This is a genomic window from Pseudomonas sp. B10(2017) (assembly GCF_002113295.1).
GTDB classification, from domain to species: Bacteria; Pseudomonadota; Gammaproteobacteria; order Pseudomonadales; family Pseudomonadaceae; genus Aquipseudomonas; species Aquipseudomonas pudica.
Genome location: NZ_NEJU01000005.1, coordinates 112,386 through 131,332, shown reverse-complemented (window position 1 = coordinate 131,332; position 18,947 = coordinate 112,386). Strand labels below are relative to the sequence as shown.

General features: G+C 63.5%; 15 protein-coding genes. 9 read left to right on the top strand and 6 right to left on the bottom strand.

Features of this window, described 5'->3' with window-relative positions:
* The first annotated feature begins 36 nt into the window (after positions 1-36).
* Entirely contained in the window at positions 37-264 is a 228-nt protein-coding gene (locus CAF92_RS08750; protein WP_003250422.1) for a hypothetical protein, read from the top strand.
* 42 nt (positions 265-306) lie between these two features.
* On the opposite strand, the gene CAF92_RS08745 is transcribed toward CAF92_RS08750, so the two are convergent.
* From CAF92_RS08745 to CAF92_RS08725, 5 genes are all read right to left on the bottom strand, one after another.
* Positions 307-789, bottom strand: coding sequence for a copper chaperone PCu(A)C (locus CAF92_RS08745; RefSeq protein ID WP_085600259.1), 483 nt, complete (start codon positions 787-789; stop codon positions 307-309).
* Positions 790-1,398 (bottom strand): SCO family protein, encoded by a 609-nt coding sequence (locus tag CAF92_RS08740; protein WP_024086651.1) that lies wholly within the window; start codon positions 1,396-1,398, stop codon positions 790-792. It lies immediately after the preceding gene.
* A gap of 348 nt (positions 1,399-1,746) precedes the next feature.
* Positions 1,747-2,331 (bottom strand): Fe-S biogenesis protein NfuA, encoded by a 585-nt coding sequence (nfuA, locus tag CAF92_RS08735; RefSeq protein WP_003250416.1) that lies wholly within the window; start codon positions 2,329-2,331, stop codon positions 1,747-1,749.
* 58 nt (positions 2,332-2,389) lie between these two features.
* The gene (locus CAF92_RS08730) at positions 2,390-3,424 is read right to left on the bottom strand and encodes an acyltransferase (RefSeq protein WP_046615694.1); all 1,035 of its coding nucleotides are present in this window, start codon (positions 3,422-3,424) and stop codon (positions 2,390-2,392) included.
* Between the two features lie 208 nt (positions 3,425-3,632).
* Positions 3,633-5,933, bottom strand: a complete 2,301-nt coding sequence (locus CAF92_RS08725) for a fatty acid cis/trans isomerase (RefSeq protein ID WP_085600511.1) — start codon at positions 5,931-5,933, stop codon at positions 3,633-3,635.
* Positions 5,934-6,116: 183 nt separating this feature from the next.
* Between CAF92_RS08725 and metH the strand changes: the two genes are divergently transcribed.
* Together metH and CAF92_RS08710 are read left to right on the top strand one after the other, a co-directional pair.
* Positions 6,117-9,824, top strand: a complete 3,708-nt coding sequence (metH, locus tag CAF92_RS08715; RefSeq protein ID WP_085600257.1) for a methionine synthase — start codon at positions 6,117-6,119, stop codon at positions 9,822-9,824.
* A gap of 160 nt (positions 9,825-9,984) precedes the next feature.
* On the top strand, positions 9,985-10,200 hold the full coding sequence (locus CAF92_RS08710; RefSeq protein ID WP_085600255.1) for a DUF2970 domain-containing protein: 216 nt from the start codon (positions 9,985-9,987) through the stop codon (positions 10,198-10,200).
* 329 nt (positions 10,201-10,529) lie between these two features.
* Here the strand turns inward: CAF92_RS08710 and CAF92_RS08705 are convergent, their stop codons facing one another.
* A complete protein-coding gene (locus tag CAF92_RS08705) occupies positions 10,530-11,606 on the bottom strand; it encodes an ABC transporter substrate-binding protein (protein WP_046615697.1) in 1,077 nt (358 codons plus the stop codon).
* Positions 11,607-11,819: 213 nt separating this feature from the next.
* Between CAF92_RS08705 and CAF92_RS08700 the strand changes: the two genes are divergently transcribed.
* The 6 genes from CAF92_RS08700 (at position 11,820) to CAF92_RS08675 (ending at position 18,832) form a co-directional block, all read left to right on the top strand.
* Positions 11,820-13,472: a nitrite/sulfite reductase gene (locus tag CAF92_RS08700; RefSeq protein WP_085600253.1), complete on the top strand. Its 1,653-nt coding sequence runs from the start codon at positions 11,820-11,822 to the stop codon at positions 13,470-13,472.
* Positions 13,456-13,950 (top strand): DUF934 domain-containing protein, encoded by a 495-nt coding sequence (locus tag CAF92_RS08695; protein WP_046615699.1) that lies wholly within the window; start codon positions 13,456-13,458, stop codon positions 13,948-13,950. Before CAF92_RS08700 ends, CAF92_RS08695 begins: the two co-directional genes overlap by 17 nt.
* Positions 13,951-14,154: 204 nt before the next feature.
* Positions 14,155-15,651, top strand: coding sequence for a hypothetical protein (locus CAF92_RS08690; protein ID WP_256573706.1), 1,497 nt, complete (start codon positions 14,155-14,157; stop codon positions 15,649-15,651).
* Between the two features lie 229 nt (positions 15,652-15,880).
* On the top strand, positions 15,881-16,684 hold the full coding sequence (dkgB, locus tag CAF92_RS08685) for a 2,5-didehydrogluconate reductase DkgB (protein WP_046615701.1): 804 nt from the start codon (positions 15,881-15,883) through the stop codon (positions 16,682-16,684).
* Positions 16,685-16,688: 4 nt separating this feature from the next.
* On the top strand, positions 16,689-17,642 hold the full coding sequence (locus CAF92_RS08680; protein ID WP_085600249.1) for a TIGR03571 family LLM class oxidoreductase: 954 nt from the start codon (positions 16,689-16,691) through the stop codon (positions 17,640-17,642).
* Positions 17,643-17,656: 14 nt separating this feature from the next.
* Positions 17,657-18,832: an MFS transporter gene (locus CAF92_RS08675; protein ID WP_085600247.1), complete on the top strand. Its 1,176-nt coding sequence runs from the start codon at positions 17,657-17,659 to the stop codon at positions 18,830-18,832.
* Positions 18,833-18,947: the final 115 nt, after the last annotated feature.

Here is an 18,947-nt window from a genome sequence, read left to right as displayed (position 1 = left end):
CTGCTACACTGACAAGGCTGAATGGAGGATCCTGCCATGTCCGAAAGAGAGCTCACCACCCTCCTGTCGCTGATGAACCAGCGCCAGGCCTGCCTGAGCAGTGCCTGCAAGGAGATAGCCGACTGGATCGACCGGCAGGGCGACGTGCCCGCCGCCGGCAAGATCCGCGCAAGCCTCAAGGCCCTGGAGGCCGATGAGGCCCAGGTCCGCAAGACCTTGACCTCGCTGACCCTCGACAGGCCGCTGCCCAGGTTTCGCAGCTGATTGAACCGGGGGCGCTTTGCGCCCCAAAAGGTTTCAGCCTGATCAGTGCTTCATGTGCATGTGATCATGCCCGCCGCCCGCCTCGGCGTTGAGCGCACGCACTTCGGCCTGCACGTCCAGGGTTTCCTTGGCCCCCTTGGCATCTTCGATGCTCAGGGTCAGCGGCACTTTCTCGCCTTCCTTCACCTGGTTGTTCAGGCCCATCAGCATCACATGCAGGCTGTTCGGGTCGAGGGTAACCGCCTTGCCGGCTGGCAACTCGACCGCCTTGACCTCACGCATGCCCATCACATCGCCGTTCATGGTCATCTCGTGCACCTGCACACTCTTGGCCACAGGCGAAGCCACGCCCACCAGCTTGCTGTCGCTGCTGGCGGTCAGGGTCATGAAGGCACCGGTGGACTGCTGGTGCGGCACGGTCGCACGCACCCAGGCGTCGCTTACGGTGGTCTGGGCCAGGGCCGGCAGTGCCAGGCCCATCAGGACCAGGGCAGCCAGGCCGTGCTTGATCGGTTGCATCGACATTCAGCAGATCTCCATCAGTGTGACCAGGTCTTCGGCGCATTCCTGGGCGGTCAGGGAATGGCCCAGGCTCAGGCGCAGGGTGCCACGCGTATCGTAGACGTAGCTGGTGGACGAGTGAGAGACGGTATAGGTATCACCGGCCGGGACTTTCTCGTAGAACACCTTGAATTCCTTGGCCACCGCGGCGATTTCCTCGGGGGTGCCGGTCAACGCGGTGAACGACGGGTCGAAAGCTTTAACGTAGGCATCGAGCACCTCGGGGGTGTCGCGCTCCGGGTCCAGGGTAATCAACACCACCTGGAACAGGTCGCGATCGCGGCCGCGCAGCAGCTTGCGGATTTGCGCCGCGCGCGCCAGGGTGGTCGGGCACACGGCCGGGCACTGGGTGAAGCCGAAGAAGATCATCGGCATGCTGCCGTAGAAGCTCGACAGGGTGCGCACATTGCCTTGGGTGTCCTTGAGGCTGAACTTGCGCCCAAGGATTTCGTTGCTCATGTTCTTGCCGTACTTGAACTCGAGCCCCCGGGCCGGGCTGCAGCCTGCCAGCAGGCCAAGCCCGAGAACGCCCATCCCGGCGACAACTGCGCGCCGGGTATATAGATCATTCATGAAACCATCCTTTACAGGGAAGGTGCCGGCCCTCGGGACGGGCCGGTCGAAAAACCGGGGCATTCTGGCATGACACCCCAAGGGGTTCTACCCGACGAAGGCGAGGATTGGCTGCAGCCCTTTGAATACGGGCTGCGGCCTGTTGTCGCAGGGGTTGAAACAGTAACACTTTGTTGCTAAGGCCTGACCAGGTTGTGCGGTCGTTTTGGGAGCGGCCTTGCGTCGCGAAAGGGCTGCGTAGCAGCCCCCGGGGTATTGGCGGCGAAGCTGATATTGCTGGGGCCGCTCCGCAGCCCTTTCGCGACGCAAGGCCGCTCCCACACGCAACAGACCGCGCCTGCCTCTACATCAGTAGTAGGCGTTCTCTTTCTGGCTGTGGTCAGTCACGTCACGCACGCCCTTCAGCTCGGGAATACGCTCGAGCAGGGTGCGCTCGATGCCTTCCTTCAGGGTCACGTCGGCCTGGCCACACCCCTGGCAACCACCACCGAACTGCAGCACGGCAATGCCGTCGTCGACCACATCCACCAGGCTCACCTGGCCGCCGTGGCTGGCCAGGCCGGGGTTGATCTCGGTCTGCAGGTAGTAATTGATGCGCTCGTTGATCGGGCTGTCTTCGTTGACCATCGGCACCTTGGCATTCGGTGCCTTGATGGTCAGCTGGCCACCCATGCGGTCGGTGGCATAGTCGACCAGCGCGTCTTCCAGGAAGGGCACGCTGACCGCGTCCAGGTAAGCGGTGAAGCTCTTCAGGCCCACGGCGGTATCGTCAGGCTTCTCTTCGCCCGGCTTGCAGTAGGCGATGCAGGTTTCGGCGTACTGGGTGCCCGGCTGGGTGATGAAAATGCGAATGCCGATGCCAGGCGTGTTCTGCTTGGAGAGCAGATCGGCCAGGTAGTCATGGGCGGCGTCGGTAATGGTTATAGCGCTCATGTAGGTTCCTCACAGACTTGCGGCCAAGTGTACGCCAACCCGGCTTTCGAACAAAGTCCTAGTATTTGACTCGGGAAAGCGCGTATTCAGGGGCCTGCCCCCGTGGTGCCGCCAGCCAGGCCTGCATGCGCCGGTACAGCCCGCGCTCCAGCCACTGGTAGCTGAACCACGACATTAGTCCAATGGACGGCACGCACAGGGCGAACACCAGGTACGGGTTCAACTGCAGGCGCTGGCTGGCGAACCAGCCGGCGTACAGCACCAGCACATGGACCAGGTACACCGAATACGAACAGTCGCCCAGCGCCTTGAGCAGCCGGTTGCCGCGGAACAGTGGCTCCAGGGCGACGAAGGCCAGCACGATCATTGCGCTCGGCACGCCCCAGTGCAGCAAGCGCCAGGAAGCGTCCAAGTGGTAGATGGCAAGGCCTGCCACTGCCAGCAACGCCAACGGTAGCAAGCGGCCCTGGTGGATGAGCCCGCGACGGTGCAGCACGCCCAGGCCGATGCCGAGCAGGAATTCGTAGATGATGTCGTTGCCGTAGAAGCGGCTGAGCACGCCCAGTCGGCCCAGCAGCTCGCTGGCCAGCAGTAGCGCGGCGGTGACCAGCAACTGGTGATGACGGCGGCGCACCAGGAAGGCCAGGCCGAACAGCAGGTAGAAGAACATCTCGAAGTTAAGCGTCCAGCCCACGTTCAGGGTCGGGTACAAGCCGTAGCCACCGGGGTTTTCCGCCGGGATGAACAGCAGCGACAGCAGCAGGTGGTGCCAGGTGAATGCCTGGTGTGGCATCCATTGGCTGAAGGCCAGCAGCAGGGTTGCCATCAGCGCCGTGTAGAACCAGTAGGCCGGGACGATACGCAGCGCCCGGTTGAGCAGGAACTGGCGGGGCTCGATGGCCTTGTCGCAGGTCGACAGGTAGATGACCAGCCCGCTGATGACGAAGAAGATGTCGACGCCTGCGGCGCCGCGGTCGCTGAGCAGTTGGCCGATAGGGCCGGAGGCTTGGAAGTCGAAGAAAATCTGCATGAAATGGTGACAGACCACCACCCAGGCGGCGAACGCCCGCAGTGCTTGAAGCGAATACAGCATGGAGTACCCTGCGCTTGCCGGTGCATTGAGGCCTTTGGGAGCACGTTGCGCTCCATCGCCGGCCAGCCGGCTCCCACAAGGACTGCTCAGCCTTCAGGCATGTGCGGCCCCTGTGGGAGCTGGCTTGCCGGCGATCGGGCTGCACAGCAGCCCCCGGACCACCCACCCATTCCGACCGCAGGGTAATCGGAAAGGTCAGCCCGACCGATCAGAGGTTCTCGTAGCGGTTCATGTCCAGCACGCCCGCCTCGACCGGTTCGGTCTCCTTGATGAAGCTGTTCAGGTCATGGAAGTAGCGCCAGAACTCTGGGTGACTGCGACGCACACCCCAGCGCATGACGATGCGCTCGAACCTGGCCGGGTCATCTTTCGCGTACTCCATGTCCTCGACGAACTCCGGCACATCACTGGTCGGGATGTTGAAGATGAAGTTGGGGTAGCTGCTGAGCACGCCCGGGTACAGGGTCAAGGTATCCAGCCCCGGCTGGTAGCGGTACGCCTCGCCCAGCAGGAACGCCACGTTGCTGTGCGCGCGGTTGCGCAGCAGGCTGTATACCTGGCGCTGGCCGCCCTGCCCTTCGATGCGCAGCATGGTCGCTTCGGGCAGCTGGTTGATGACCTTCAACCCGGCAGCCGGGCGCGACACCAGGCGGCTGAGCGATTGTTCGGCATTGCGGAACTCTTCGCTCACCTGCGGCCGTGAACAGAACGCACCCTGGCAGCGGTTGATCGGGTCAGGCGCGGCATTCAGGCTGCCGGTACGCTGCAGAAGCTTCAGGCCGAAGTCGCGCTTGGGGTTGCGCGGGTCGAGCTGGATACCGCTCGGGGTGTCGGTGTCGATGTCTTCATAATCCATCCACATCTTCACCTTGCCGCTGTTCTGGTACCAGTCACCGAGGATCGCCTTGCGCTGGTCGGCCGGCATCAGGCGCAGGAAGTTGACCTCGGCGCCGTTGCGGATCAGGTCGAAGTACAGGCGCGTCTGCAACTGGTGCGAGACGTTGCCGAACACATCGAAGTTGACCGCCAGCTGGTAATAGGTGCGCTCGAACAACGGGTAGTCGAACAGCCACACGGTCAGCGGCACATCACCGATCAGGCCCTTGGTCACCGAGGCGCTGTCGAAGTGGCGGAAGATGCTCAGCAACGCGTTGTCGTTACCGGCCCACAGCGTCGCCCAGCCCGGGGCCGGCATGTCGGCATAGGCTTCGCGGCGCAGTTTTTCGTACTCGTTGCGCTTGTCGCGGTAGGCGTGCCACAGGCTCAGCACGCTGCCCACGTCATCGATCTGCCCAGGCATGGCCAGCAGCGGTGTGGCCTCGCCACGGTACTTGGCATCGGTGATATAGCGGTCATGGGCCGGCTCCTGGAACAGCGCCCAGAAGTTGTCGCGGATCACGTCGGTGGCAATCTGCCCACGGCATACCGGGCCACGGATGAAAGTGCGCACGAAGTACTCGGCGTTATCCAGCATGAACTGGTAGCGCGCCACTGCCGGGATCGCTTCGAAGGTTTCGAACGGGTTGGCCCGGTGGCGCGGGCCGTAGCCTGGCAGCGCAGTGGCATGCCAGTCGCCGGCGTAGAACAGTTGCTTGACCCGCTTGAGCTTCTGCGGCCCCATCGGATAGGTGATGTGCGTCTTGTGCACGATCACGCCCTGCACCGGGATCAACCGGTAGTAGAAGTCGGTGCCCGGCGGGTCGTTGGGGCGGCGCGTGGCGATCAGGTCGACCGGCTGACCGCTCGGTGTACGCGAACGCACCCACTGGAAGAAGTGGCCCTGCTCGCCACCAACGAAATAGATGTGCGCCAGGAACAGGTGCTCGTACAGCCAGCGGCCGACCAGCGCCTCGGTGGAACCCGGGCGGTTGAGCAGCTCTTCCCAGTCGGCAATCTGCTTGGCTTCGGCCGCGCTTGGCTTGATCGGCTGGTACTCGACGGGTGCACCGGCGGCCAACCAGCGGCGCATGGTGTCGTATTCCTTGTCGGTCAGGCCGGTCACCGCCAGTGGCATGCCTTCCTTGGGGTGAGCGCCGGCATAGGCATCGAACTCATGCGGCAACGGGCACATGTTGTTGCGGTTCAGGCCCAGGACGATTTCCTCGGGCAGCTTGGCATTGGGCGTGAGCGGGGTCTTGTGCCCCAGCTCGAGCATGCGCGCCATCAGCGCGGCCTGGCTGCCCTGGTTGTCGAGCACCGAGTAGAAGCCCTTCTTGCGCCACTCGCCCTCGCTATGGGCGTCGTAGAACAGCCGCGTGGTGGGCACTGCCTTGCTGCGCTCGCCCTGGTACACGGGAACCTTGGTGGCGCCGCGCACCGCGCCTTCAGGGCTTTCCAGCTTCAGCTGGCAGGCGGCGTCGTTGCAGGCGTGGCAGGCCACGCATTTCTCGGTGAAGATCGGTTGAATGTCCCGGGTGTAGGAAATAGCCGGGCTCGACTGGGGGGCTTGCCCGAACGCCACACTGCTGATGAGCAGGGCGAAAACGCCGGCAAGAATACGATGCACCATGTGCGGAAAGTCCTGGGTATTGAAAGCCATCACGATTTGTTGCCTGGTCGTCCTTGGGTGCCCTGCTTCGCCGACGCCCGCCCAACATGAGCCATTTTCATGCAAATGGGCGATGCGCCTAAAAACCGCGCAGCTTTGTTATGATTCTGCACCTTCTGAAATTTGCCCGACCAGGTAGTTCCTATGTCCGACCGCAGCGCTCGTCTCCAAGCACTCCAGAACGCACTCAAGGAGCGCATCCTGATCCTCGACGGCGGCATGGGTACTATGATCCAAAGCTACCGGCTCGAGGAACACGACTATCGTGGCACGCGCTTCGCCGATTGGCCAAGCGATGTCAAGGGTAACAACGACCTGTTGCTGCTCAGCCGCCCGGATGTGATCGCAGCCATCGAAAAGGCCTACCTGGATGCCGGCGCCGATATCCTCGAAACCAACACCTTCAACGCCACGCAGATTTCCCAGGCCGACTACGGCATGGAGTCGCTGGTCTACGAGCTGAACGTCGAGGGCGCGCGCATCGCCCGCCAGGTGGCCGATGCCAAGACCCTGGAAACCCCGCACAAGCCGCGCTTCGTCGCCGGCGTGCTCGGCCCTACCAGCCGCACCTGCTCGATTTCCCCGGACGTCAACGACCCCGGCTACCGCAACGTCACCTTCGACGAACTGGTAACGAACTACATCGAGGCCACCCGCGGCCTGATCGAGGGTGGCGCCGACCTGCTGCTGATCGAGACCATCTTCGACACCCTCAACGCCAAGGCGGCGATCTTCGCCGTGCAGCAGGTGTTCGAGGAAGACGGCATCGAACTGCCGATCATGATCTCCGGCACCATCACAGACGCCTCGGGCCGTACCCTGTCGGGCCAGACCACCGAAGCGTTCTGGAACTCGGTGCGCCATGCCAAGCCGATTTCCGTGGGCCTGAACTGCGCCCTCGGCGCCAAGGACCTGCGCCCGTACCTGGAAGAGCTGGCGACCAAGGCCGACACCCATGTCTCGGCCCACCCCAACGCCGGCCTGCCGAACGCCTTTGGTGAATACGACGAAACCCCGGCGGAAATGGCCGTGGTGGTCGAGGAATTCGCCGCCAGCGGCTTCCTCAACATCATCGGCGGCTGCTGCGGCACCACTCCCGGCCACATCCAGGCCATCGCCGAGGCCGTGGCCAAGTACAAGCCGCGCGAGATTCCGGAAATCGCCAAGGCCTGCCGCCTGTCGGGCCTGGAGCCGTTCACCATCGACCGCCAGTCGCTGTTCGTCAACGTCGGCGAGCGCACCAACATCACCGGCTCCGCCAAGTTCGCCCGGCTGATCCGTGAAGAGAACTACACCGAAGCCCTGGAAGTCGCCCTGCAGCAAGTCGAGGCCGGCGCCCAGGTGATCGACATCAACATGGACGAAGGGATGCTCGACTCCCAGGCCGCCATGGTCCGCTTCCTCAACCTGATCGCCGGCGAGCCGGACATCTCGCGCGTGCCGATCATGATCGACTCGTCCAAGTGGGAAGTGATCGAAGCGGGCCTCAAGTGCATCCAGGGCAAGGGCATCGTCAACTCCATTTCCATGAAGGAAGGCGTCGAGCAGTTCAAGCACCACGCCCGCCTGTGCAAGCGCTATGGCGCTGCCGTGGTGGTGATGGCCTTCGACGAAGTCGGCCAGGCCGACACTGCCGCGCGCAAGAAGGAAATCTGCCAGCGCAGCTACGACATTCTGGTCAATGAAGTGGGCTTCCCGCCGGAAGACATCATCTTCGACCCGAACATCTTTGCTGTCGCCACCGGCATCGAAGAGCACAACAACTACGCCGTCGATTTCATCGAGGCCTGCGCCTACATCCGCGACCACCTGCCGCACGCCCTGAGCTCGGGCGGTGTATCCAACGTGTCGTTCTCGTTCCGTGGCAACAACCCGGTGCGTGAAGCCATCCACTCGGTGTTCCTGTACCACGCGATCCAGAACGGCCTGACCATGGGTATCGTCAACGCCGGCCAGCTGGAGATCTATGACGAGATCCCGGCTGCCCTGCGTGAAAAGGTCGAGGACGTGGTACTCAACCGTACCCCGCATGGCACCGACGCACTGCTGGCCATCGCCGACGACTACAAGGGCGGCGGCGCAACCAAGGAAGTGGAAAACGAAGAGTGGCGCTCGCTGCCGGTGGAAAAACGCCTGGAGCACGCGCTGGTCAAGGGCATCACCGCGTTCATCGTCGAAGACACCGAAGAATGCCGCCAGCAGTGCACCCGCCCGATCGAAGTGATCGAAGGCCCGCTGATGAATGGCATGAACGTGGTCGGCGACCTGTTCGGCGCGGGCAAGATGTTCCTGCCCCAGGTGGTCAAGTCGGCCCGGGTAATGAAGCAGGCGGTAGCGCACCTGATCCCGTTCATCGAAGCCGAGAAAGGCGACAAGCCGGAAGCCAAGGGCAAGATCCTGATGGCCACGGTAAAAGGCGACGTGCACGACATCGGCAAGAACATCGTCGGCGTGGTGCTCGGCTGCAACGGCTACGACATCGTCGACCTCGGCGTGATGGTGCCGGCCGAGAAGATCCTGCAAACCGCCCGTGACGAGAAGTGCGACATCATTGGCCTGTCCGGCCTGATCACGCCGTCGCTGGACGAGATGGTCCACGTTGCCCGCGAAATGCAGCGCCAGGGCTTCCAGTTGCCGCTGATGATTGGCGGCGCCACCACCTCCAAGGCGCATACCGCAGTCAAGATCGAGCCCAAGTACAGCAACGACGCCGTGGTCTACGTCACCGACGCCTCCCGTGCGGTGGGCGTTGCCACCCAGCTGCTGTCCAAGGAGCTGAAAGCCGGCTTCGTCGAGAAGACCCGCCAGGAATACGAGGAAGTACGCGAGCGCACCGCCAACCGCAGTGCCCGTACCGAGCGCCTGAGCTATGCCCAGGCGATCGCCGCCAAGCCGCAATACGACTGGGCTGGCTACCAGCCAGCAGTACCCTCCTTCACCGGCGTCAAGGTGCTGGAAGACATCGACCTGCGCACCCTGGCCGAGTACATCGACTGGACCCCGTTCTTCATCTCCTGGGACCTGGCCGGCAAGTTCCCGCGCATCCTCACCGACGAAGTGGTCGGCGAGGCGGCCACGGCGCTGTACAAGGATGCCCGCGAGATGCTCGACAAGCTGATCGACGAAAAACTGATCAGCGCCCGCGCGGTGTTCGGCTTCTGGCCGGCCAACCAGGTGGCCGATGACGATATCGAGGTGTACGGCGAGGACGGCCAGGCCCTGGCTACCCTGCACCACCTGCGCCAGCAGACCATCAAGCCGGACGGCAAGCCCAACTGGTCGCTGGCCGACTTCGTCGCGCCGAAGACCAGCGGCGTTACCGATTACGTCGGCGGTTTCATCACCACCGCCGGCATCGGTGCCGAGGAAGTGGCCAAGGCTTACCAGGACAAGGGCGACGACTACAGCTCGATCATGGTCAAGGCCCTGGCCGACCGCCTGGCCGAGGCCTGTGCCGAATGGCTGCACGAGCAGGTGCGTAAAGAGCACTGGGGTTATGCCCGCGACGAACACCTGGACAACGAGGCGCTCATCAAGGAGCAGTACCGCGGCATTCGCCCGGCGCCCGGCTACCCGGCGTGCCCGGACCACACCGAGAAGGAAACCCTTTTCCGCCTGCTTGATGGCACTGCCATCGGCGAGACCGGGCCGAGCGGCGTGTTCCTCACCGACCACTTCGCAATGTTCCCGGCGGCGGCGGTCAGCGGCTGGTACTTCGCCCACCCACAGGCGCAGTACTTTGCGGTGGGCAAGGTCGACAAGGACCAGATCGAGCGCTACAGCGCGCGCAAGGGCCAGGATGTGAGTGTGAGCGAGCGCTGGTTGGCGCCTAACCTGGGTTACGACAGCTAAGTCCCTTGGGGCCGCTTTGCGGCCCATCGCGACACAAGGCCGCTCCTACAGGAGAATGCAATCCCTTGTAGGAGCGGCCTTGTGTCGCGATGGGCTGCACAGCAGCCCAAATAGCCACCTACACTGTCCCTGATTGCCTCTGATTTCCTCAGGAGCCACCATGGACGATTCCAGCCAGGGCAAGTCCCCTACCTTCTGGCAGATGCTGCACAGCATCCTCGCTGCCGCCTTCGGCGTGCAAAGCGGCAAGAACCGCGCCCGCGACTTCACACACGGCAAGGCCAGCCATTTCATTGCGCTGGGGACGCTGTTCACCCTGGTGTTCATTGCCGTGCTGATCGGCCTGGTACAGTTGGCCATGCACCTTGCTCGCTAGCCCTTGAAGGGCAGTGATTTACCTGTGGGAGCGGGCAAGCGCGCGCAAGGGCCGGCACAGGCAAAGCAAAAACGCCTGCGGGACTCCCTCCCGCAGGCGCTCCGGCTGCATCACGGTCTTGAATACAAGTCTACTGGTGGCTGACCCAATACACGGCAGTGACCACCACCAGAACGATCAGGCAGAGGATCGCCCAGGCATCGACGCTGCTGTCAGCTTTGCGGACCTTGGTTGAGTTTCCCATTGCATTGCCTCTTGTAGTGGTTATGGGAATGCACTTCACCACCAGCAGTTAAGACGAGAAATGCCCTTCCCTCAAGCAAGGTCTTTCAATAATTGATCGGTGATGTCAGAAACGGGTACTGGTAATCGGGCGGCCGCCCTTCGGCACTGTAATGCTTGAAATCGATGCCGTAGTCGGGCTGTTCCAGGAGTTTCAGCCATCGGCTCGCCTTGCCCTGGTCGATCGGTTGCAACACCGGCACGCGATGCTCGCGCAGGCCATCACGGTTCACTGCCAGCCCCAGGGCATCGTCGTGCAGCATCACCATGGCCCAGCCGCCGAGGCTGAAATGCCCGCCCATCAGCACGCTGAGGCGCCCGTCGATACGTGCCTTCAGGGCCTCGGGCGAGCTGTTGATGGCGCTGAACAGCACATCGCGCCCCGGCGTACGCCCCGCCTCTTCGAACGCCTGCATGGCACCAAAGGCCATTTCGTCGTTGGCCGACCACACCAGGCGGGTGGCCGGATAGCGCTCCAGCAGTTGCTGCGCCTGCTCGTAGGCGCGCTGGCGGCTCCAGCCGCCATATACCACCTGGCGCAGGCGCACCTGGGGGAAGTCGGCCAGGGCGCGGCGCATGCCCTCCTCTCGCAGCTGCGAGGCCGGGGTGGTCTTGACCCCGGCAAACGCCAGCAGGTCCACCGGGCCACTGTCGCGGGGCAATTGCGCGACCATCTGGTGCAACATCTGGAAGCCCGCCTGCTCGTCGTTGGCAGTCAAGGTGCCCAGCAGCTCGGCGTATTTGCCGGGCTGGGCCTCGATGCTGCGGGCCTGGCTGGCAGTCAGGCCGTTGTTGACCAGGAACAGCTTGACCCCGCTGCCGCGCGACAGGCGGATGATCTCCGGCGCCACGTACTGCTCGTTGACCAGCACCAGGTAATCCGGGCGCTGCGGCCCGCCCAGGATCGCCCTGGCGTGGGTCAGCGCCAGGTCGGCGCGGCGTTCGCTGTACTCCACGCGCAGGGTCATGCCCAGGTCGTGCGCAGCGGCCTGCATGAAGCGGCTATAGCTGGTCCAGAACGTCTCGGTGGACAGGCCCGGGTTGAGGAAAACCACCGAAACCGGCTGCGCGCTTGCCGCCAGCGGCAAGACAAGACACAAGCTTTGGCACAATGCCTTGAGCATGGGCTGACATCCCTGCGAAGCAAACACCGGATTATAAACGCCAGGCCATACCGAGCACACAAATGGCAGTCAGTCTCACATAGTCCATTTGGTTCTTTTCATATGCAAAAACATCACTTTAGCGCATAAACGCAACCTGCTATCGTTCCCCGGCTCCGAAGCGGAGTGCGCGGCCGTGCGCGCGAATAGCTGCATGCCTGAGACAGGACTTTTATGTACGTATACGACGAGTACGATCAGCGGATCATCGAGGACCGCGTCAAGCAGTTCCGTGATCAGACCCGCCGCTATCTGGCCGGTGAGCTGAGCGAAGAAGAATTCCGCCCTCTGCGCCTGCAGAACGGCCTTTACATCCAACGTTTCGCACCGATGCTGCGCGTCGCCGTGCCGTACGGCCAGCTGAACGCCACCCAGGTCCGCACCCTGGCCAAGATCGCCCGCGACTACGACAAGGGCTATGCCCACATCTCCACCCGCCAGAACGTGCAGTTCAACTGGCCGGCCCTGGAAGACATCCCGGACATCCTCGCCGAACTGGCCACCGTGCAGATGCACGCAATCCAGACCAGCGGCAACTGCCTGCGCAACACCACCACCGACCAGTTCGCCGGTGTGGCCGCAGACGAAATCGTCGACCCGCGTCCGTGGTGCGAGATCGTCCGCCAGTGGACCACCTTCCACCCGGAATTCGCCTACCTGCCGCGCAAGTTCAAGATTGCGATCAACGGCTCGCAGGAAGACCGCGCCGCCATCGAAGTGCACGACATCGGCCTGGAGCCGGTGCGCAATGCCGCTGGCGAGCTGGGCTTCCGTGTACTGGTCGGTGGCGGCCTGGGCCGTACCCCGGTGGTGGGTTCGTTCATCAACGAGTTCCTGCCGTGGCAGGACCTGATCAGCTACCTCGACGCCATCCTGCGCGTGTACAACCGTTACGGTCGCCGTGACAACAAGTACAAGGCGCGGATCAAGATCCTGGTCAAGGCACTTACCCCGGAAGTGTTCGCCGAAAAGGTCGAGGCCGAAATGGTCCACCTGCGTGGCGGCAGCACCACCCTGACCGAAGCCGAAGTGCAGCGTGTATCGCGCCACTTCGTCGACCCGGCCTACCTGGCCCTGGACAACTTCGACTATGCCGCCCAGGACGCCGAGTACCCAGGCTTCGCCCGCTGGCGCTCGCGCAACACCCGCGCCCACAAGCGCCCTGGCTACGTGGCCGTGACCCTGTCGCTCAAGCCCACCGGCGTTGCACCGGGCGACCTGACCGACAAGCAGCTGGACGCCGTGGCCGACCTGGCCGAGCGCTACAGCTTCGGCTTCCTGCGGACCTCGCACGAGCAGAACATCATTCTGGCCGACGTCGAGCAGCGGCAGCTGCACGCCCTGTGGCTGGAACTGCGCGAAAGCGGCTTTGCAACCCCGAACATCGGCCTGCTGACCGACATCATCTGCTGCCCGGGTGGTGACTACTGCTCGCTGGCCAACGCCAAGTCGATCCCGATCGCCGAATCCATCCAGCGCCGCTTCGACGACCTGGACTACCTGTTCGACATCGGTGAGATCGACCTGAACATCTCCGGCTGCATGAACGCCTGCGGCCACCACCACGTGGGCCACATCGGCATCCTCGGCGTGGACAAGAAGGGTGAGGAGTTCTACCAGGTGTCGCTGGGTGGCAATGCCGCACGCGGCGCGAGCCTGGGCAAGATCCTCGGCCCGTCCTTCGCTCAGGATGACATGGCCGATGTGATCGAGAAGCTGATCGCCGTGTACGTCGAGCAACGTACCGAGGAAGAGCGTTTCATCGACACCTACCAGCGTATCGGCATCGACCCCTTCAAGGAACGCGTCTATGCAGCGAATCATTAAGAACAACCAGATCGTCGACGAAACCTGGCATCTACTGCCCAAGGAAACGTCCTTTGACGAGCTGACCAACTGCGACGACTACATCGTCCCGCTGCAGATGTGGCGCGACCATGCCCATGCGCTCAAGGCCCGCGACGGCGGGCTGGGCATATGGCTGGACAGTGACGAAGAAGCCGAAGAAATCGGCGAAGAGGTGCAGCACTTCCAGGTCATCGCACTGAACTTCCCGGCGTTCACAGACGGGCGCAACTACTCCAATGCGCGCCTGCTGCGTGACCGCTACAAGTTCAAGGGCGAGCTGCGCGCCATTGGCGACGTGTTGCGCGACCAGCTGTTCTTCATGGCCCGTTGCGGTTTCGACGCATTTGCCATCCGGGCCGACAAGGACCCGGAAGACGCACTGCAAAGCCTGAAGGACTTCTCGGTGACCTACCAGGCCGCCACTGACGAGCCGCTGCCGCTGTTCCGCCGCCGCTGATCGTCACCTTGCAATGCCAGACGGCCCGCCTTCATGGCGGGCCGTTGCGTTTCCTGATCGAGAATTCAAGTTCGCCGATGGCTTGCCGACATCACGCAGGAACGTATCAGTAAAGCGCAGGGAGCGTGAATGAATCCGATTACACCGATCATACGCACGACGCAGACCTACCTTCCCGCTTCCACGGTAACACCAGGCAATGCCGTGAAAGCCGCAAGCGCCACAGCTGCAAGCAGCAAGGTCAGCATAGGCCAGTCGCCGCCCAGCACCGACATCGGCATTTACAATGCCAAAGGTACCCTCGGCAGTGGGCAGGTTCGCTATGTCTGGGAGCATGACGGCATCGACAGGCTGAGCCTGAACATGTACAGCGCGATTCAGTCCTCCTCCACCGCATCCCGGTTCCAGGGACTGGGTGCAGCATTGCTGGAACAACTGGCAGCCAATGGCGGGCAACGCATTTCCCAATCAGGCTTGGCAATTGACAGCGCTACGGCAACAGAACCCATGCTGCTTGGGCTTCAACAGGCCAGGTTGCGCGAATTCGCCACGGACAGCGTGACCTTCACCCTGAACACGGCCTCCGGCGCGACCGTTTCACTGGGGCTTTACAACAGCGACAGAGGCTTGGCGGTAGATGCCGAGGTGCTCGGTGGCAACCTGACCGCCGGCGAACTCGACGGCCTGACTAAGATGGCGGACAGCTTCCAAGGTGCCCTCAACGGCCTTGCTCAGGAACCCCCTGGCCTGAAGCTCGGCGCGCTGGTCAAGCTAGACCCCGCACTCTTCACCGGCCTGCAGTTCAAGGCACAGCTGGAAACCGCAGGCGGTGCTCGGCAGACGTTTGCCCTGCAAATGGACGAGCATACGCGCAGCCTGGAACTCCAGGCACCGTCCGGCAATGTGACAATGAACTTCGACACCCAAGGCGGCACCTTGCTCGGCAGCGAGGCGCAACGGCAAGCAGCAGTGTCGAACTACCTGACCCAATTCGACGCCGCGCAGCAACGCGGGAACGGCAATGAACAGCTGATGACGCTTTTCAAAGATGCATTCCGCCAGCTCAATAGCGTGGACGACGCAGCCCTGCGCCCAGCCAATCATGACACCTGGCTGAACAAGACCAGCCGCCTGCTGCTCAGTGGCATGGCCGATTTCAATGCTTCGCTCACTACACCCGAGCAGCGAACCAACCCCATGCGCCCGCATGAGATAGACAGCTTCGATTACACCGTTTCACAGACCACCACCCGCAATGGCGGGGCAGCGAACCTGAGCCTGCAACAGGACCAGCAGAGCACGCTGAAGGCCTCTTGGCACGAGAGCCTCAACCCCTGGGTAGAGCTGCAACTCACGCTCGACAGCAAATCGCAGGACTACCGTTATCATGAGGTGCATGACCAAGCCAGCAGTTCGACCCGCATAGGCTTTGTCAACAATGTCCTGGTCGAGGCCACTGCCACCCAGCAGGCCAGTCAGCAGGAGCGTGTACGCACCTACCAGCAAGCCGAACTGCAGTCTGACATGACCACCTCTGCCTCGGCCGCACAGTCACGCGACCTGCTGGACATGCTCGATGAGTTCCTGGCCCAGGACCGGCAGGCGCGACGTCTTGGCCTTGGCTCCAGGCTCGAGCAGCAGGTCCAGTCGCTGCGGAACCTGTGGTTGCTGCAGTCCAACCCGGCGTTGATCGACGACTGATGATTGCATCTGCCTGCCCCTGTCGCCCTTCAGCGGGCGCCAGGGAGCGGGATGAATCGCCTGGCGTTCGCTCACGATCGGCCCGCCTATTCTTGACTGCAGGACAAAGGACCTTGGCCCTGCCCCAGCTTAATCAATCCCCGCCAAACCCGCACACTGCTCCCACACGAACAGCCCGAGCCTTGAGTCTCGGTTCAGTTCACCTCCCTTACTCACCAGGAGCAGATCCATGAGCATTCCATCCTTCGGCCTCGGCACCTTCCGCCTCACCGGCCAAGCCGTCATCGACTCGGTCAAGTCGGCCCTGGAACTGGGCTACCGGGTCATCGACACTGCGCAGATCTACCAGAACGAAGCCGACGTCGGCCAAGCCATCGCCGAAAGCGGCGTCAAGCGCGACGAGCTGTTCATCACCACCAAGATATGGGTCGAAAACTACGCCGCCGACAAGCTGATCCCCAGCCTGCGCGACAGCCTGCAGAAGCTGCGCACCGACTACGTCGACCTGCTGCTCATCCACTGGCCTGCCCCGGGCAACGGCGTTGAGCTGCCCGAGTACATGGCGGCCCTGGCCGAAGCCAAGAAGCTGGGCCTGACCCGCCAGATCGGCGTGTCCAACTTCAACATCGACCTGACCCGCCAAGCCATCGAAGTGGTCGGCAAAGGCGAAATCGCCACCAACCAGATCGAACTCAGCCCGTACCTGCAGAACAGCAAGCTGACCGCCTTCCTCAAGGAGCAAGGCATCACCGTCACCTCCTACATGACCCTGGCCTACGGCAAGGTGCTGAAAGATCCGGTACTGGCCGACATCGCCGCCAAGCACAAGGCCACCGTCGCTCAGGTTGCCCTGGCCTGGGCCCTGCAGCTGGGCTACGCAGTGATCCCGTCGTCGACCAAGCGCGAAAACCTGGCCAGCAACCTGCTCGCCCGTGACCTGAAGCTGGACGCCGACGACATGGCACGCATCGCCAAGCTCGAGCGCAATGGTCGCGAAGTCAGCCCTGACGGCCTGGCGCCAATCTGGGACTGATACCATGACCACGCCCCTCGAACGCCTGACCGCTGGCGGCTTCAGCATCGGCCTGGAAGCACCGCTGGACCACGACTGGACGCCCGCCGGCGACCAGGCGCGGCGCCGTGACGGCCGCCAGTTCGGCGAACCTGACCTGGCCCGCCACGCAGCACTGGCACAACTGGCCGATCGCCTGGGCTACCGCGCCCTGTGGGTCCGCGATGTGCCGCTGTACGACCCATCGTTCGGCGACGCCGCCCAGGTGTTCGAGGTGTTTGCGTACCTCGGCTACCTTGCCGGCATAACCCGCGACATCCTGCTCGGCACGGCTGCCGTGGTGCTGCCGATTCGCGAACCGCTGCTGACCCTTAAATCGGCCAACAGCGTGCAGCGCCTCAGTGGCAACCGCCTGCTGCTGGGCGTGGCCAGTGGTGACCGGCCGGTGGAGTACCCGCTATTCGGTCGGGATTTCGAGGGGCGTGGCAACGCATTCCGCAAACAGGTCGCGCTGCTGCGTGATGGTGCCAACGGCCACCTGCCCGAAGGGCTGGCCGTGCTACCCAGTACCGCTTCGCCGCTGCCGTTGCTGGTAGCCGGCCTGGCCCAGCAGAGCCCGGAATGGATCGGCAGCAACCTGGACGGCTGCCTGGCCTACCCCGGCACACCGGACGACCACCGGCATCGTGTCGCCGCCTGGCGCGCGGTGGCGGGCAACAAGCCTTACAGCAGCTTCATCCATCTGGACCTGGCGGACAACCCCGACGAACCGCTGCAACGCTGGCGCTTCGGTTTCCGCGGCGGCCGCAAGGCGCTGGCGGCCGAGCTCCGCGCCCTGCGCGCGGTGGGTGTCGACCATATCGGCCTGCACCTGCGGCGTAACGTGCGGCCGCTGGACGAAACCCTGCGCGAAATCGCCGAATACGTATTGCCACAATTCCATGAGACAAAAACCCAACTGACGGAGGCCACCCCATGACAGGAGCACGCGCAATGAAGAGCGGGCACGTCCTGTTTGCCTTGGCCATCGGCGCCTTCGGCATCGGCACCACCGAGTTCACCCCGATGGGCCTGCTGCCGGTAATTGCCCAAGGTGTCGATGTCAGCATCCCCAGCGCTGGCATGCTGATTACCGCCTATGCCATCGGGGTGATGGTTGGTGCGCCGATCATGACCCTGCTGTTCAGCCGTTTCGGCAAGCGCGCCGCGCTGATGGCGCTGATGGCCATTTTCACCCTCGGCAACCTGCTGTCGTCGCTGTCGCCGGACTACTACACCCTGCTCGCCTCGCGCCTGGTCACCAGCCTCAACCACGGCGCGTTCTTCGGCCTTGGTGCGGTAGTGGCTGCCAGCGTGGTGCCCAAGGAGAAACAGGCCAGTGCCGTGGCCACCATGTTCATGGGCCTGACCATTGCCAACATCGGCGGCGTGCCGGCCGCCACCTGGATCGGCCAGCAGGTCGGCTGGCGCATGGCCTTTGCCGGTACTGCCATGCTGGGCCTGCTGGCCATGGCCGCGCTGTGGTATGCCCTGCCCAAGGGTGAGCGCGGCAGCGTGCCGCACGTGCGCAAGGAGCTGGCGGTCATCGCCCGGCCCAGCGTGCTGCTGGCAATGGCCACCACCGTGCTCGGTGCCGGCGCCATGTTCACCTTGTACACCTATGTCGCACCGGTACTGGCCGAACTGACCGGCGCCTCGGACAGCTTCGTCACTCTGGGCCTGGTGCTGATCGGCGTGGGCTTCACCCTGGGCAACAGCCTGGGTGGCCGCCTGGCCGACTGGTCGCTGGATGGGGCGGCGCGGATCTTCCTCGCGGCACTGGCAGTGATCATGCTGCTGATGCCGCTGGTGCTGGGCAGCCACATCGGCGCCGCCATCGCCTTGCTGGTGTGGGGCATGTTCACCTTTGCCGTGGTACCGCCGCTGCAGCTGCGGGTGATGACCGCCGCCATCGAAGCACCGGGGCTGGCCTCGTCGATCAACGTGGGCGCGTTCAACCTGGGCAATGCCGTGGGCGCGGCGCTGGGTGGTGCGGTGATCAGCCTGAACCTGGGCTATGCGGCAGTGCCGATGGCAGGTGGCGTGCTGGCGGCTGCCGGGCTGCTGCTGGTGTGGCTGGGCGGGCGTAGCAAGGCTACCGGGAAAACCGCAGCCGACGCAGCCAGATAGAGCCCCCCCGCAAGAGCGCGCCTGGCATGGCACCTCGGCATTGTTCCACGCACTGCAATTATGATGTGCCAGGCGCACCCATTCTCTGTTCGGTCAGCGGCTACTACTCTCCTAC

What these genes read in the sequence shown, in the direction of transcription:
- CAF92_RS08750 (WP_003250422.1), top strand. Translation starts at nt 37, where the DNA reads ATGTCCGAAAGAGAGCTCACCACCCTCCTGTCGCTGATGAACCAGCGC.
- CAF92_RS08740 (WP_024086651.1), bottom strand. Translation starts at nt 1,398, where the DNA reads ATGAATGATCTATATACCCGGCGCGCAGTTGTCGCCGGGATGGGCGTT.
- dkgB (WP_046615701.1), top strand. Translation starts at nt 15,881, where the DNA reads ATGAGCATTCCATCCTTCGGCCTCGGCACCTTCCGCCTCACCGGCCAA.
- CAF92_RS08725 (WP_085600511.1), bottom strand. Translation starts at nt 5,933, where the DNA reads ATGGTGCATCGTATTCTTGCCGGCGTTTTCGCCCTGCTCATCAGCAGT.
- CAF92_RS08705 (WP_046615697.1), bottom strand. Translation starts at nt 11,606, where the DNA reads ATGCTCAAGGCATTGTGCCAAAGCTTGTGTCTTGTCTTGCCGCTGGCG.
- CAF92_RS08675 (WP_085600247.1), top strand. Translation starts at nt 17,657, where the DNA reads ATGAAGAGCGGGCACGTCCTGTTTGCCTTGGCCATCGGCGCCTTCGGC.
- CAF92_RS08695 (WP_046615699.1), top strand. Translation starts at nt 13,456, where the DNA reads ATGCAGCGAATCATTAAGAACAACCAGATCGTCGACGAAACCTGGCAT.
- CAF92_RS08700 (WP_085600253.1), top strand. Translation starts at nt 11,820, where the DNA reads ATGTACGTATACGACGAGTACGATCAGCGGATCATCGAGGACCGCGTC.
- CAF92_RS08745 (WP_085600259.1), bottom strand. Translation starts at nt 789, where the DNA reads ATGTCGATGCAACCGATCAAGCACGGCCTGGCTGCCCTGGTCCTGATG.
- CAF92_RS08730 (WP_046615694.1), bottom strand. Translation starts at nt 3,424, where the DNA reads ATGCTGTATTCGCTTCAAGCACTGCGGGCGTTCGCCGCCTGGGTGGTG.
- CAF92_RS08710 (WP_085600255.1), top strand. Translation starts at nt 9,985, where the DNA reads ATGGACGATTCCAGCCAGGGCAAGTCCCCTACCTTCTGGCAGATGCTG.
- CAF92_RS08680 (WP_085600249.1), top strand. Translation starts at nt 16,689, where the DNA reads ATGACCACGCCCCTCGAACGCCTGACCGCTGGCGGCTTCAGCATCGGC.
- metH (WP_085600257.1), top strand. Translation starts at nt 6,117, where the DNA reads ATGTCCGACCGCAGCGCTCGTCTCCAAGCACTCCAGAACGCACTCAAG.
- nfuA (WP_003250416.1), bottom strand. Translation starts at nt 2,331, where the DNA reads ATGAGCGCTATAACCATTACCGACGCCGCCCATGACTACCTGGCCGAT.